14 protein-coding genes are annotated in these 13,390 nt (G+C 63.4%); 11 read left to right on the plus strand and 3 right to left on the minus strand.

Features of this window, described 5'->3' with window-relative positions; genetic code table 11:
- The first annotated feature begins 29 nt into the window (after window positions 1–29).
- The 7 genes from AC1RNN_RS07900 (at window position 30) to AC1RNN_RS07930 (ending at window position 5,244) form a co-directional block, all read left to right on the plus strand.
- On the plus strand, window positions 30–569 hold the full coding sequence (locus AC1RNN_RS07900; protein WP_493087184.1) for a hypothetical protein: 540 nt from the start codon (window positions 30–32) through the stop codon (window positions 567–569).
- A 163-nt stretch (window positions 570–732) separates the two neighbouring features.
- Window positions 733–1,089 (plus strand): hypothetical protein, encoded by a 357-nt coding sequence (locus AC1RNN_RS07905; RefSeq protein WP_493087182.1) that lies wholly within the window; start codon window positions 733–735, stop codon window positions 1,087–1,089.
- 546 nt (window positions 1,090–1,635) lie between these two features.
- On the plus strand, window positions 1,636–2,172 hold the full coding sequence (locus tag AC1RNN_RS07910) for a hypothetical protein (protein ID WP_493087180.1): 537 nt from the start codon (window positions 1,636–1,638) through the stop codon (window positions 2,170–2,172).
- A 90-nt stretch (window positions 2,173–2,262) separates the two neighbouring features.
- A complete protein-coding gene (locus tag AC1RNN_RS07915) occupies window positions 2,263–2,595 on the plus strand; it encodes a hypothetical protein (RefSeq protein WP_493087178.1) in 333 nt (110 codons plus the stop codon).
- A 246-nt stretch (window positions 2,596–2,841) separates the two neighbouring features.
- Entirely contained in the window at window positions 2,842–3,549 is a 708-nt protein-coding gene (locus tag AC1RNN_RS07920; RefSeq protein WP_493087176.1) for a P-loop NTPase family protein, read from the plus strand.
- Window positions 3,550–3,592: 43 nt separating this feature from the next.
- The gene (locus tag AC1RNN_RS07925) at window positions 3,593–4,018 is read left to right on the plus strand and encodes a VOC family protein (protein WP_493087174.1); all 426 of its coding nucleotides are present in this window, start codon (window positions 3,593–3,595) and stop codon (window positions 4,016–4,018) included.
- A gap of 23 nt (window positions 4,019–4,041) precedes the next feature.
- Window positions 4,042–5,244, plus strand: coding sequence for an EAL domain-containing protein (locus AC1RNN_RS07930; protein ID WP_493087172.1), 1,203 nt, complete (start codon window positions 4,042–4,044; stop codon window positions 5,242–5,244).
- Between the two features lie 6 nt (window positions 5,245–5,250).
- Here the strand turns inward: AC1RNN_RS07930 and AC1RNN_RS07935 are convergent, their stop codons facing one another.
- Window positions 5,251–6,000 (minus strand): substrate-binding periplasmic protein, encoded by a 750-nt coding sequence (locus tag AC1RNN_RS07935; RefSeq protein WP_493087170.1) that lies wholly within the window; start codon window positions 5,998–6,000, stop codon window positions 5,251–5,253.
- A 144-nt stretch (window positions 6,001–6,144) separates the two neighbouring features.
- Here AC1RNN_RS07935 and AC1RNN_RS07940 point away from each other — a divergent pair, with 144 nt between their 5' ends.
- From AC1RNN_RS07940 to AC1RNN_RS07955, 4 genes are all read left to right on the plus strand, one after another.
- Window positions 6,145–8,814 (plus strand): circularly permuted type 2 ATP-grasp protein, encoded by a 2,670-nt coding sequence (locus AC1RNN_RS07940; protein WP_493087169.1) that lies wholly within the window; start codon window positions 6,145–6,147, stop codon window positions 8,812–8,814.
- Window positions 8,815–8,825: 11 nt separating this feature from the next.
- A complete protein-coding gene (locus tag AC1RNN_RS07945; RefSeq protein ID WP_493087167.1) occupies window positions 8,826–9,806 on the plus strand; it encodes a transglutaminase family protein in 981 nt (326 codons plus the stop codon).
- Window positions 9,807–9,887: 81 nt separating this feature from the next.
- Window positions 9,888–10,346 carry a RidA family protein gene (locus tag AC1RNN_RS07950; RefSeq protein ID WP_493087165.1) on the plus strand — a complete coding sequence of 153 codons (459 nt, stop codon included), beginning with the start codon at window positions 9,888–9,890 and terminating at the stop codon, window positions 10,344–10,346.
- A gap of 83 nt (window positions 10,347–10,429) precedes the next feature.
- Window positions 10,430–11,185 carry a sulfite exporter TauE/SafE family protein gene (locus tag AC1RNN_RS07955; protein WP_493087163.1) on the plus strand — a complete coding sequence of 252 codons (756 nt, stop codon included), beginning with the start codon at window positions 10,430–10,432 and terminating at the stop codon, window positions 11,183–11,185.
- Here the strand turns inward: AC1RNN_RS07955 and AC1RNN_RS07960 are convergent.
- Window positions 11,182–12,783: a methyl-accepting chemotaxis protein gene (locus tag AC1RNN_RS07960; protein WP_493087162.1), complete on the minus strand. Its 1,602-nt coding sequence runs from the start codon at window positions 12,781–12,783 to the stop codon at window positions 11,182–11,184. The genes AC1RNN_RS07955 and AC1RNN_RS07960 overlap by 4 nt on opposite strands.
- A 137-nt stretch (window positions 12,784–12,920) precedes the next feature.
- Window positions 12,921–13,385 (minus strand): 2-amino-4-hydroxy-6-hydroxymethyldihydropteridine diphosphokinase, encoded by a 465-nt coding sequence (gene folK, locus AC1RNN_RS07965; RefSeq protein ID WP_493087160.1) that lies wholly within the window; start codon window positions 13,383–13,385, stop codon window positions 12,921–12,923.
- Between the last annotated feature and the right edge of the window lie 5 nt (window positions 13,386–13,390).

Consider the following 13,390-nt stretch of genomic DNA (forward strand, 5'->3'; position numbering starts at 1 on the left):
CTCTTCCATTCAATATTCGTTGAGCCTCTATGAAAACACTCGCTCACTGCAGAGAGTTGCCAGGATTGCCGGGAGAGGGGGAGCGTCCGCGCCAGTACAGCGCGACGGGTCAAGGGATGCACCGTGAAGGCTATGTTGTTGAGTTCACACCAAATCACGGTCAGCCGTGGGTGGGAAACTTCCAGCCCGGAGGCACGAGTCTCACAGACCTTGTCGAGTTCCCGCAGAGCGATTCCGTTCTGGTGGTCGCCAAGGGCCAGGGTTACTTAGTCGATATTCAATCCGGAATCCTTCTGGCACAGTACGAAAGCGATATTGACTTTCTATTGACGAGCCCGGCGCCTGATCTGGTAATTGCGGGTACCGTTACGGATTTTTCGGCATTCCGAGGTGCTGCGAAGGTGTGGTGCACACGGCGAATTTCCTGGGATGGTTTTCGCAATCTGGCGGTGCTTGGGAACGAGTTGACGGGGGAGGCATGGTGTTTTGATGACTCGTGGCATGCGTTTTCTGTGGATCTCACAAATGGCAAAGTCACGGGTGGTTCGTACTATGAGTTCGAAGCTTAGAAGGTCAGCGCACACGGACACTCGGCACCAGTTTGCCGGGTGCCAGTGACCTACAACATTAACGACCGCTTCGGAGCGATACGAAAGTCGGCTTTCAGTCTGGAGGCGTCGTGGTGTCGGGTCGATAGACTTCGGAACCGATTAAATATTCGTTGACGACAACATGGCGTTCAAGCATCACTCCTACTTCGAGAAGGTAAAAGATACTCAGAGAGTTCTTTACCCGCATGTCTGTTTCCATTGCAGGAAATCCTTCAAGAAGCCTACGAGTGACCATCCCAGGCGCTGTCCGCAGTGTGCAGGAGCAATGGTATTACTTAGCCGCAAATTCTCAGCGCCCGCTGCTACTGACATAGCTCAATGGAAAAAGGTGGAGTTCTTGGTAGAGCATGGCTTCATTTTTCAGACCGTCTATGAAACGCCGGGCGGCGGAAAGTCCATGCGCTATCCTGCTTCGCTGGAAGAAGCAAGGGGATTCGTTGTTGCTTATGCAGCACAGGCAGTTCGTCCTGCTGCTTAACATCTCACAGAACACAGATCTAGTCCGCGCAGGGTGCGTTCAATACGTCGTGCTATGGCCCTGTCATATGCAAGTTAACGGCTGCTTTGGAGCGCACCGAAAGTCTGCAACCAGTCTTTACCAGTAAAACCATCAATGAAATTAAATCGCGGAGAACCCGACCACCCTCACTGGAAGACGCCTTTCACTCCCCAACAGAAAGCTACGGCGTCCTTGGGTCTTGGCTGTTGCTTCCTACTTCTTGCAATGGTGGATTGGATGGACCCAGCGAAGCCACCTTTTACTGGCCGTTGGGGTTGGCTGAAGTCCGCAGCATACGAGGCCTTCGGCTTGCACGGTGCCGTTGTCCTTTACTGCGTGATTGGGGCCGCTTTTCTTATTGCTGGTTGCGTGAAGTGGCTTCAGTGCCGTACGCCACGCATTCGTTAACGTCAGCTTTCAGTCTGCAGACGTCTGAGCTTTGCCGCGAAAGCGGGCATCCAGGCGCCAGAGTCTATTGGGCTATAGTCGTGAGCACTATGTCCTCTTGGCCATTCGTTAGGTTCTATGAGAATTGACTGCCTTGCTGGTCACATTGAGCTAATCAACGAGCCAGCCTACACCTTTGGCTCAACAGACAATGCGCGCTCGTACGGTTATTCCAAGAACCTGGACGACGAATACCGTTCAACATCAGTTCACGGTGTCCTCCTCAACGGAGAACCTCTTGCCGTTCTTGGCGATAGCGGTGGCTGCAGTGGGGTACACGAACATTCCGCAGTTGTTCTTGACGATCTGCTCTTCTTTGCCGTCGGTCGCCATGTGGTCTGCCTTCGCCCCGCACCGTTCGAATACAGGTGGTCGTTACAAACTGATGCCGCTACTTGTTTCGGCGTTCACTATGACGAGGCGCATCAAGCGTTGGTCTCGCACGGAGAACTAGAAATCGCACGTTTCAACAAAGACGGCTTACTTCTTTGGTCGGCATCTGGTGCAGACATCTTTACCGAAGTTTTTGCGCTCGGGCCGCAGTTCATTGAGGCTCGCGATTTCGAAAACAAAAATTACCGATTCAATTACGCTGATGGCCATGTCATCGTCTAATCAGGTGACGGCGCCTCCGTCACCTCTCCCTTAACGACTGCTTCCAAGCTCAGCAAATGTCTGCAGTCAGTCTGTAGGAGCCCTATTCAAATGTTCATCGAACTGATTGAAGGAAAGGTATTTCGTAGTGCTGATGGCGCAGAGTTCGGTGTCATTCGGAGACTCGACGGCCCTGCGCCCATACAGATTACGGAGCAATCATTTGAGGCATTTGCTGAAGATGAATGTGGCAATTTTTTCGTGCAAAGGCATGACTCTATAGCCTTCTGGGACCATGAAACCAATGCATTCGAACCATTGGCTAATTCTCAGGTTGAGTTCATGTCGAAACTCGTATCGCCGAGGCCTGCGTTGGATCTTCCAGACAACGTTCTCTCCGCGTGGATTGACCCTGAGTTTTTGAAAGAGCAAAACAACAGGTGAGTATCTCGGTTCAGTGGCTGCTGTAGAGAAAACCGAATGTCTGCAACCGGTCTGTTGACGCCTAGCGTATGTGCCGGAAGCTTGAAACACCCTTGAAATCTTGAACCGGTTGCAATTGGTGATAACTGCCCCAGCGGCGTCGCTACCTTAGGGAGTCAGTATTTGGGCGACGGCAGACATCACCCAAGCACTGACTTATGCCTTGCACGCAACTTGCATACGCTGTGACCTTCTTTAAGGAACTTCATGGCTTCAATCAATTTCATCGGCGGCGAAAAAGGCGGGGTCGGCAAATCCGTCGTCGCCCGTGTGCTGGCCCAGTACTTCATCGACCAGGGCCGGGCCTTCACCGGCTTTGACACCGACCGCTCCCACACCTCCTTCACCCGCTTCTATGCCGACTACGCCGCCCCGGTCGTGGTGGACAGCTACGAGGGCCTGGACCTGATTGCGGGCGTATTCGAAGAGGAGCCCGTCATTGGCGTGCCACCCAACGTCATCGTGGACCTGGCAGCACAAACGGCGGCTCCCCTGGCGCGCTGGGTCAAGGACTCGGACCTGGTCTCGCTCATGGCCAGCCTGGGCGTCACGGTGAATTTCTGGCATGTGGCCGACGCCGGCAAGGACTCGGTGGACCTGCTGGACCGGCTGGTCGCCACCTATGGCGCCGGGCCCAACTACATCGTGGTGAAGAACCTGGGCCGGGGCAGCGACTTCTCCCAGCTGGACGACTCTGCGGCCCTCAAAAAGGCGGCTGCACTGGGCGGCCAGGTGGTCAGCCTGCCGGCTCTGCATGAAGCCAGCATGCGCAAGATCGACCGGCAAAACGCCAGCTTCTGGGCAGCCATCCACCGCAAGGAGGGGAAGGATGCGCTGGGCATGCTGGAGCGCCAGCGCGTGAAAACCTGGCTCAAGACCAGCTACGCCGTGCTGGAAACGCTGCCGTTGGGCTGAGCGTGGGTTAGCATCGGCCCTGTCATTGCCAACAAACACCGCCATGTCACTCCAGCCCTTTCACCTTGCCATTCCCGTGGACAACCTGGCGCTGGCGCGCCAGTTCTATGGCGAGGTGTTTGGCTGCGAAGAGGGCCGCAGCAGTGCGCAGTGGGTGGACTTCAATTTTTTTGGCCACCAGTTGGTAATTCACCTGGCGCCCAAGAACGAATCCCAGATCCACGCCCATACCAATGAGGTGGACAGCCACCATGTACCCGTGCCGCACTTTGGCGTGGTGCTGGCGTGGGATACCTGGCACGCACTGGCCGAGCGGCTCAAGAGCCGCCACACCGCCTTTGTGTTGGAGCCCGGCATCCGCTTTCAGGGCCAGGTGGGCGAGCAGGCCACCATGTTCCTGCTGGACCCCTGCGGCAATGCCCTGGAGTTCAAGGCCTTCAAGGACATCGGCCAGCTTTTCGCCAAATAACCCGATACCAGCCGGAGGGCCCCATGCACACCCTGGTCAGCGAATTCAGCCGCGAAGTTTTTGGCGCAGGACTCACCGTCTTCAGCGTGGGCGACGCGGGCGACTCGGCCTACGTCATCGAATCGGGCTGTGTGGAAGTGCTGGTGGGCCCGGTCAACGCCCAGCAGCGCGTTGCCGTGCTCGCCCAGGGCGCCATGTTTGGTGAAGTGGCCCTGCTGGACCGCCAGGCCCGCACCGCCACGGTACGCACCCTGATTCCCACTACCCTGGTGCGCATCGACCGCACCCATGTGGAAGAACTGTTGCTGCGCGCCGACCCGGTCATCCAGTACCTGCTGCGCCTGCTGCTGGAACGCTTTCGCAACAAGCCCCAGGGCGATGCGCTGGCCGCCCAGGTGCCTGCCCAGGTACCAACCGATGCGCCCCCCAGCACCGACCTGCACGCTGCCGCCGTGCGCACCCTGTCGCTGGCGCATGATCTCTCGGACGCCATCGACCACGACCAGCTCGACCTGTACTACCAGCCCATCGTGCGCCTGGACGGGGAGACGCTGGCCGGCTTCGAGGCCCTAGTGCGCTGGCGCCACCCGGCGCTGGGCGTGGTGCGACCCGACGAATTCATTCCCCTGGCCGAAAAAACCGGGCTGGTACACCGCATCGGCCAATGGGTACTCAAGCGTGCCAGTGCCGACTGGCCCCAGCTGCGCCAACGCTGCCTGGCCGCATCCAGCGCCACGCCGTTTGTCAGCGTCAACCTCTCGGCGCCCGAGCTCTGCCACCCCGGCATCGTGGACAGCATCCGCCAATGCATCCAGAACAGCGGCATGCCGCCAGCCGAGCTGCGCATCGAACTGACCGAGACGGTCATCATCAGCAGCGTGGAACAGGTCTCCAAAGCCATCGCCCAACTGCGCGACATGGGCGTGGGCATTGCGCTGGACGACTTCGGCACCGGATACGCCGGACTGGACTACCTGCAGACCCTGCCGTTCACCTCCATCAAGATCGACCGCGCCTTTGTGGCGCAGATGCACGAGTCCGAACGCAGCTTCCAGATCATCAAGTCGGCGCTGGAGCTTTCGCGCCTGTTGGGCATTGCCACCGTGGCCGAAGGCATTGAAGACGCCCGCACCGGCGCCCTGCTGGCAGACATGGGATGCGACTACGGGCAGGGCTACCACTACGCCAAGCCGCTGGCGCTGGCCGAGCTGCTGGCCCGGCCCTGAACGGCCTCAGGGCGCTGGCGCCGAAGCGCGCAACGGCGGCTTGCGCATGCCGGTGTTGAGCGCGCGCAGCGCGGCCTCTCCCGCAGGGCTGCGCTGGAAGCAGACGTAGAGATTCTTCACCTCCAGCACCTTGGCATTGGCCTGCAGGCGCGAAGCCACCTGGGCCACCGCCGCATCGGTGCGCACCAGATGCTGGTAGACGTGGCTGTCGATCACCACCAGGTCCACCCGCCCAGCGGCCAGCTTGAGCACATTGCTGCGGTCGTCCGGCACCTCTTCCGCGTCCAGCGTCTTGTTGGCAATGCGGCTGTCCAGCTCTTCGGTGTTGACAAAGCCCCGCACCACGCCGATGCGCAGCCCGCGCAGGTCGTCGTAGCTGGACCAGCGCACCACCTTGTCGCTGCGTTCCAGAAACATCATGGTGCTGCGCCCCACAGGTTCGGAAAACAGGTAGCGCCGGGCGCGCTCACGCGAGTAGTAGGCGGGGAAGAAGGCGATGTAGTCGGGGTCAGAATCCACCAGATGCACCGCGCGCGACCAGGGGAAGAAGCGGATGTCGACCGAATGCCCCATGGCACCCAGGGCGTCGCGGATGGTGGCCGAGACAAAGCCCTGGCCAGGCAAATCGGCACTGGTATAGGGCGCCCATTCCAGCGTGGCCATGCGGTAGTCGGCCGCCTGGGCTGCGGGCGCCACGCAGCCCCACAGGCAGCACGCCAGTCCCAGCCATCCCGCTATGCGCCACCGAGGGGCCATGCTTTTTTCTCCAATGCGTCCAACGTTCTTCGCAGGGGACCATGGTAGCGGTCTTTGGACAACTTTGTGCAGTTGGGGGGCGGCACAGGCCTTGCGTGCCCCGTCTGCATTGCCAGGCCCCCTGCACTGGCATACTCTGCGCCAGTGAACGCCCCAACCGATCCCCGCCTCGCGGACTCTCTCTCCAGCGCTGCAGACCTGCTGCAGCGGGCACGTGCGTGCACCACCGCAGCCGGCCATTTCGATGAACTGCGTGGCTGCACCGATGGCAAGCCCGCTCCCACCCCCAACGGCGACACCGCCGGCGCTACACAATCGATAGCTGCTTGCGCAGATTTCACGGGAGCCTGGAGCCAATTTCTTGAGCAACTGGAAGAGCACTCCAGTGCCGCCATGGACGCCCGCGCAGCCAGCCTGCAGCGCCAGATCCGCGACAACGGCGTCACCTACAACGTCTACGCCGACGCCGAGGGCCCCCAGCGCCCCTGGTCACTGGACCTGTTCCCCCTGATCGTGGACGCTGCCAGCTGGCAGCAGATCGAAGCCGGCGTGCAGCAGCGCATGCGCCTGCTCGAAGCCGTCATGGCCGATGTCTATGGCCCCCAGTCCTTCCTGGCCCAGGGCCTGCTGCCCCCCGCTTTGGTGCATGGCCACCCCGGTTACCTGCGGCCGTTGGCTGGTGTGCCCCCGGTGGGTGGGCGCCATCTGCATGTGGCCGCCTTTGACCTGGCCCGCGGCCCGGACGGCAACTGGTGGGTGGTCGGCCAGCGCTCCCAGGCGCCCAGCGGCCTGGGCTACCTGCTGGAAAACCGGCTGGCCGTCTCGCGGCAGTTTCCCCAGGCCTTCCAAGCCCTCAAAGTGCAGCGCCTGGCGGGCACCTACCGCGCGCTGGTCGACAGCCTGAAGGCGCACAGCCCGGCCGGGGCTGATGCCCACATCGCCCTGCTGACCCCGGGCCCCTACAACGAGACCTATTTCGAACACGCCTACCTGGCCCGCTACCTGGGCCTGAGTCTGGTCGAAGGCAGCGACCTCATCGTGCGCGACGAGCGCCTGTTCCTCAAGACCCTGCGCGGCCTGGTGCCGGTGCATGGCCTGCTCAAGCGTGTGGACGACCAGTACCTGGACCCGCTGGAGCTGCGCCCCGACTCCACCCTGGGCGTGCCCGGCCTGCTGCAGGCCATACGCGCCGGCCATGTGCTGGTAGCCAATGCGCCCGGTTCGGCCTTTCTGGAATCGCCAGCGCTGCTGGGCTTCCTGCCGGCGCTGGCGCGCCATGCGCTGGGCGAAGAACTCAGCCTGCCGGCCCTGCCCACCTGGTGGTGCGGCGAGCGCAGTGCCATGGAAGACGCACTCTCGCGCCTGCGCGAGCACACCATCAAGCCCACCTACCCAGGCTCCAGCCTGCACACCAGCTTCGAGTCGGTGCTGGGCCACACCCTGGGCCAGACGGCGCTGGACGCCTGGGCCGGGCGCATCATGCGCCAAAGCGAAGACCACACGGTGCAGGCCTATATGCCGCTTTCGCAAATGCCTACCTGGAACAGTGGCGAACCGGGGCGTAGCGGCAGCATGGTTGCCCGCTCGGTGCTGCTGCGGGTGTTTGCCATCTCCGACGGACAGGACGCCCAAGGCCAGCCGCGCTGGCGGGTACTGCCCGGTGGACTGGCCCGCGTGGCCAGCAGCACCAATGCCGACATCGCCAGCATGCAGCGCGGCGGCAGCAGCGCCGACGTCTGGGCGCTGACTGAGGGCGAGGTGGACACCACCACCCTGCTGCCCAGCGCGCTCACCCCCACTGTGCTCTCGCAGCGCAAGCGCCTGGTCACCAGCCGCGCGGCCGAAAACCTCTACTGGCTGGGCCGCTACACCGAGCGCGCCGAGAACACCCAGCGCCTGGCGCGACTCACGCTGGAATGCCTGGGCGGCGAGAACCAAACCTCGGTACCGCTGCTGCAATGGCTCTCGCAACTGGCCGTGGCCAACACGCTGGTGCTGCCGGGCACGCCCTCGGCCGTGCAGGCGCGCCGCGTGTTCGAGCGCACCCTGATCGCCAGCCTTGCAGCGCCCGAAGGGGCCACCAGCGTGGGCTTCAATGTGCGCGCGCTCAAGCTGGCTGCCGCTGCCGTGCGCGAGCGCCTTTCGCAGGAACACTGGCACACCATCGTGCGCACCGAGGAAGAGCTGTTCGACCATTGCCGCCGCCTCAGCGCCCAGGGCGACTACGCCCCAGCCCAGGCCCTGCGCGTGCTGGGCGAACTCAGCGACCAGCTCGCTGCCATCACCGGTGCGCAGACCGACCGCATGACGCGCGACGATGGCTGGCGCCTGCTGAGCATTGGCCGCCACATCGAGCGCCTGCACTTCCTGGCCAATGCGCTGGCACGCGGCTTCGAGACCGGCTCGGTGGACACCGACGGCGGCTTCGAAGCCCTGCTCACGCTGTTTGACAGCACTATCACCTTCCACGCCGAGTACCAGCAAAGCCGCGACATTGCCGCGCTGACCGACCTGCTGGTGCTGGACCGCGACAACCCGCGCTCCCTGGCATGGGTGGCGCACACCTTGCGCGGACGCCTGGCCAAGCTGGCGCTGAGCCCGGCCGGTGAGCTGAGCGAACTCGCCATGCGCGTGCCCAACCCCGACACCTGGGACCTGGCCCACCTGTGCAACACGCCCGCTGGCGAGCCGCCAGCGCCAGAGCTGCGCGCGCTGCTGGACGAATTGAGCCACTGCGCCTTCACGGTGTCGGAAGAGATCAGCAGCACCTATTTCACCCACTCGGGCCAAACCAAGCACAGTCTGGGCACCTGAGGGAGCGACACATGCTGCTGCAAGTCACCCACACCACGCGTTACGACTACCAGCCGGCGGTCGAGACCGCGCAGCACATGGCCTACCTGCATCCGCTGCAGCATGCCGGCCAGAACGTGATGAGCCATGCGCTGCACATCAACCCCATGCCCGCGCAGCAGCGCAGCACGCTGGATGTGTACGGCAACACGCGCTGCTTCTTTTCGCTGGAGGTGCCACACACGGTGCTGGAGGTGCAGGCGCTCAGCCTGGTGTCCACCAACGCCGTGGCCCAGCCCAGCAGCGAACAACCCTGGGAACAGTTGCGCGACCGCATGCGCTATCAGGCACAGGCCGCGTACGAGCCAGCCTCCGAATTCGTCTTCGCCTCGCCGTTTGTGCCGCGCCGTCAGGAATTCGCCCGCTACGCGCGGCTGAGCTTTTCGCCCGGCGTCAATGTGCTGGCCGTGGCGGTGAACCTGATGGAGCGCATCCACGCCGACTTCACCTACGAAAGCCAGAGCACGCAGATCAACACCCCGGCCCTGCAGGCGCTGGAGCAGCGCAAGGGTGTGTGCCAGGACTTCGCCCACATCATGCTGGCCTGCTTGCGCAGCATGGGCCTGCCGGCGCGCTACGTCAGCGGCTACCTGCTGACCCAGCCCGCGCCCGGCGAAGTCAAGCTCATCGGCAGCGACGCCTCGCACGCCTGGGCCAGCGTCTATGTGGCCGACCTGCCCGAGGGCCAGCGATGGGTGGACCTGGACCCGACCAACAACCGCTGGGGCTGGTTCGCACCCGGCGTGGACTATGTGACCGTAGCCACCGGCCGCGATTTTGGCGATGTGTCGCCGCTGCGCGGCGTCATCCACGGCGGCGCCAGCCATACGCTGACCGTGGGCGTGACTGTGGCCCAAATCCCCAGTGACAATAGCGGTTCTGCGCTGACCGCCGAGATGCGGCAGCCGCCAACCCTGGGACAAAGCCAGTCCCAGGGAAGCGGCCAGACCTAAGGGCAAAGCGCTATCAATTAAATAGCTGCTTGCGCACATTCCATGTGGGCTGGCAGCACTTTTAACCCAGAAGGACTTTCCATGAGCATTTACGACAAACTCGCCGCCCTGAACATCACCCTGCCGCCTGTAGCTGTGCCCGCCGCCGCTTATGTGCCCTTTGTGCAAACCGGCAACCTGGTCTTCCTGAGCGGCCACATCGCCAAGAAGGACGGCAAGCCCTGGGTGGGCCAGTTGGGCAAGAACACCAGCACCGAAGAAGGCAAAGCCGCCGCGCGCGCCATTGCCATCGACCTGATGGGCACCCTGCACGCCGCCGTGGGCGACCTCAACCGCGTCAAGCGCATCGTCAAGGTCATGTCCCTGGTCAACTCCACCGGCGAGTTCACCGAACAGCACCTGGTCACCAACGGCTGCAGCGAGCTGCTGGGCGAAGTCTTCGGCCCCGCTGCAGGTGCGCATGCGCGCAGCGCCTTTGGCGTGGCGCAAATCCCCATGGGTGCCTGCGTGGAGATCGAGCTGATCGCCGAAGTCGCCTGATCGGCCATTCGCCGCCGCCCCAAGCGCTGCACCTGCAGCGCTTTTTTATTTCTGCCGCCGTATCCGCGGCAACAATGCAGGCCATGGATTCGATTTACCTCATCGTCGCACTCGGTGCTGTCGTCGCCGGCTTTGTGCAGGGACTCTCCGGGTTTGCCTTCGGGCTGGTGTCCATGTCTTTCTGGGCCTGGAGCCTGGAACCACGCCTGGCGGCGGTACTGGCCGTGTTTGGCGGGCTGACGGGGCAGATCATCGCCGCCGTGTCGGTGCGCCGCGGCTTTGACAAGGTGCGGCTCGCGCCCTTTGTGCTGGGGGGTCTGGTGGGCGTGCCCATCGGGGTGTGGCTGCTTCCGCATCTGGACATGGCCTGGTTCAAGACCATCCTGGGCCTGCTGCTGGCGGCCTGGTGCCCCACCATGCTGATGGCACACAGCCTGCCACGCCTGTCCCACGTGGGCCGTTGGGCCGACGCCGTGGCCGGCCTGAGTGGCGGGGTCATGGGCGGTCTGGGCGGCTTTACCGGGGCGCTGCCCACGCTGTGGTGCACGCTGCGCGGCATGGACAAGGACGTCCAGCGCTCCATCATCCAGAACTTCAACCTGTCCATGCTGGTGGTGACCATGGCCAGCTACCTGGCCACTGGTCTGGTCACGCGTGACATGCTGCCGCTGTTTGCGGTGGTGGCACCCGCCATGCTGGTGCCCACGCTGCTGGGCACCCGTGTCTACATCGGCATCAGCGAGGCGCGCTTCCGCCAGATCGTGCTGGGCCTGCTGACCCTGTCAGGTCTGGCCCTGCTTGGCTCCGGCCTGCCGGGGCTGCTGAAGCGGCTCGGCTAGGTCGTCAGCAACGGCAGATCGCGCCCGCTGCCATGTCCGCCGCCGTGGCCCAACTGCGGCGCGACCTTGAAGACGGACACCGCCTGGGCCAGTTGGGTCGCCTGGTCGCGCAGGCTCTCGGCGGCCGCAGCACTCTCCTCCACCAGCGCCGCGTTCTGCTGCGTCATCTGGTCCAGATTGCCCACGGCCTGGTTCACCTCGGCAATGCCCGCGCTCTGCTCGCTGGAGGCGGCGGTGATCTCGCCAATCACATCCACCACGCGGCGCACGCTCTGCACGATCTCCTGCATGGTGGCGCCAGCATCCGTCACCAGCTTGGTGCCGGATTCGACCTTTTCCACCGAGGTACCGATCAAGCCCTTGATCTCCTTGGCCGCCTCGGCCGACCGGCCCGCCAGTGAACGGACCTCGGAGGCCACCACGGCAAAGCCACGGCCCTGCTCGCCTGCACGGGCGGCTTCCACCGCGGCATTCAGCGCCAGGATGTTGGTCTGGAAGGCGATGCCGTCGATCACGCTGATGATGTCGTTGATCTTCTTGCTGCTTGCGTCGATCTCCTGCATGGTGCTCACCACCTGCGATACCACCTGACCACCGCGCTGGGCCACGGTGGAGGCATTGGCCGCCAGCGTGGCGGCCTGGTGCGCGTTGTCCGAGCTCAGGCGCACGGCGTGGGTCAGGCTGTCCATGCTGGAGGCGGTGGATGCCAGGTTGCTGGAGGTCTGTTCGGTGCGCTGGGCCAGGTCGTTGTTGCCGGTCGCAATCTCGGTACTGGCGGTGGCGATACTGTCGGTACTGTGGCGCACCTGGGCCACCATTTGCCCCAGCGAGCGGTTCATGGTGGCCAGGGAGCGCATCAGGTCACCAAACTCGTCGGCCCGGCTTTCATCCACATTTCCGCTGAGATCGCCCTCGGCAATGCGCGCGGCCAGGGTGTTGGCTTGCAACAAGGGCTGCTGGATAGATCGGATCAGGAACCCGGCGCCGACCAGAATGCCGCCAATCAGCAGCACCAGGCCACCGGCCGAGGTCATGATCAGGCGGCGGCCCTCGGCCTCGAAGTTCTCCCGCAGCTCGTCGTTGGCCGCATCCTGCATGGCCACGAATTCCTGATGGGCCTTCTGCAGCGCCAGCACGGCCGGGCGGTACTGTGTTTCCACAAAAGCCGGCATTTCGGCCGGCTTGGTCACCTTGAGCAGCGCCGTCTGGCTGGTCAGGTCTTGCAAGGTCTTGCGCGCCGCAGTGATCTTGGCCAACTGGGCCTTTTCAGCATCGGACGGGTCTGCGGCCTCAATGGCCTTTTGCAGTTCCTCGATCTTGGCATTGCTCTGGGCAATTTCGTCCTTGAAGGCATTGGCCACGCCGTTGTCGACGGCCACCACGACTGCATAGGCCCGCGTGGAATTCACGTCGACCAGCGCAGCCCATTGGTTTGCCATCTTGATCTGGCCCACCATGGCTGCGTTGATGGTGCCGTAGGCCTCACGCGACTTGCGCGACTGCAATGCGGTGAATGCGATGATGATGGCCAACAGCAGCACCATCAGGCCCATGGCGGCCCATAGCTTGGTGGCCAAGCGTAGTCGGTCTAAGCGCATTCCAATCTCCTTTAATTATTTTGTAATTTAACCATGCCAAAAGCGGTATGGCGGAGCGGAAATGCCCGGATTTACCCTGCCAAACGGGTACAAGCGGGTTACAGCGCCACGGCCCGTTTGGCCGGGGAAAACCGGGGTCAGAGCCGCCAGAGCCCCTGGTCGGCCACCGCCGCCAGGGCCTTGGCATCCACCAGTTCCGGAGCCACATCGGCCAGCGGGCGCAGCACAAAGGCGCGCTCCTGCATGCGCGGGTGCGGCACAGTGAGTGCAGCGCTCTGGATGCGGGCGCTGCCATAGAGCAGCAGGTCAAGGTCCAGCGTGCGCGGGGCATTGCGGTAGGGGCGCTCGCGCCCGGCGTCTTGCTCCACCTGCTGCAAGGCCTGCAGCAATGCGGGGGCAGTCAGGGTGGTGGAGAGCTGGGCCACGGCGTTGACGTAGTCCGGCCCGCCGGAGTCAATCGGGGCACTGCCGTAGAGTGGAGACTGGGCCGTCAGCGTGCACTGCGGCAGGGCCGCTAGCGCAGCCAGTGCCCCCCGCAACGCGGCAACCGGATCCCCCAGATTGGCTCCCAGGCCAATATAGGCCAGCACCGGTGCGCGCATGGCAG

This window comes from Rhodoferax sp. GW822-FHT02D07, from assembly GCF_058802405.1.

What these genes read in the sequence shown, in the direction of transcription:
- AC1RNN_RS07900 (WP_493087184.1), top strand. Translation starts at nt 30, where the DNA reads ATGAAAACACTCGCTCACTGCAGAGAGTTGCCAGGATTGCCGGGAGAG.
- AC1RNN_RS07905 (WP_493087182.1), top strand. Translation starts at nt 733, where the DNA reads ATGGCGTTCAAGCATCACTCCTACTTCGAGAAGGTAAAAGATACTCAG.
- AC1RNN_RS07910 (WP_493087180.1), top strand. Translation starts at nt 1,636, where the DNA reads ATGAGAATTGACTGCCTTGCTGGTCACATTGAGCTAATCAACGAGCCA.
- AC1RNN_RS07915 (WP_493087178.1), top strand. Translation starts at nt 2,263, where the DNA reads ATGTTCATCGAACTGATTGAAGGAAAGGTATTTCGTAGTGCTGATGGC.
- AC1RNN_RS07920 (WP_493087176.1), top strand. Translation starts at nt 2,842, where the DNA reads ATGGCTTCAATCAATTTCATCGGCGGCGAAAAAGGCGGGGTCGGCAAA.
- AC1RNN_RS07925 (WP_493087174.1), top strand. Translation starts at nt 3,593, where the DNA reads ATGTCACTCCAGCCCTTTCACCTTGCCATTCCCGTGGACAACCTGGCG.
- AC1RNN_RS07930 (WP_493087172.1), top strand. Translation starts at nt 4,042, where the DNA reads ATGCACACCCTGGTCAGCGAATTCAGCCGCGAAGTTTTTGGCGCAGGA.
- AC1RNN_RS07935 (WP_493087170.1), bottom strand. Translation starts at nt 6,000, where the DNA reads ATGGCCCCTCGGTGGCGCATAGCGGGATGGCTGGGACTGGCGTGCTGC.
- AC1RNN_RS07945 (WP_493087167.1), top strand. Translation starts at nt 8,826, where the DNA reads ATGCTGCTGCAAGTCACCCACACCACGCGTTACGACTACCAGCCGGCG.
- AC1RNN_RS07950 (WP_493087165.1), top strand. Translation starts at nt 9,888, where the DNA reads ATGAGCATTTACGACAAACTCGCCGCCCTGAACATCACCCTGCCGCCT.
- AC1RNN_RS07955 (WP_493087163.1), top strand. Translation starts at nt 10,430, where the DNA reads ATGGATTCGATTTACCTCATCGTCGCACTCGGTGCTGTCGTCGCCGGC.
- AC1RNN_RS07960 (WP_493087162.1), bottom strand. Translation starts at nt 12,783, where the DNA reads ATGCGCTTAGACCGACTACGCTTGGCCACCAAGCTATGGGCCGCCATG.
- folK (WP_493087160.1), bottom strand. Translation starts at nt 13,385, where the DNA reads ATGCGCGCACCGGTGCTGGCCTATATTGGCCTGGGAGCCAATCTGGGG.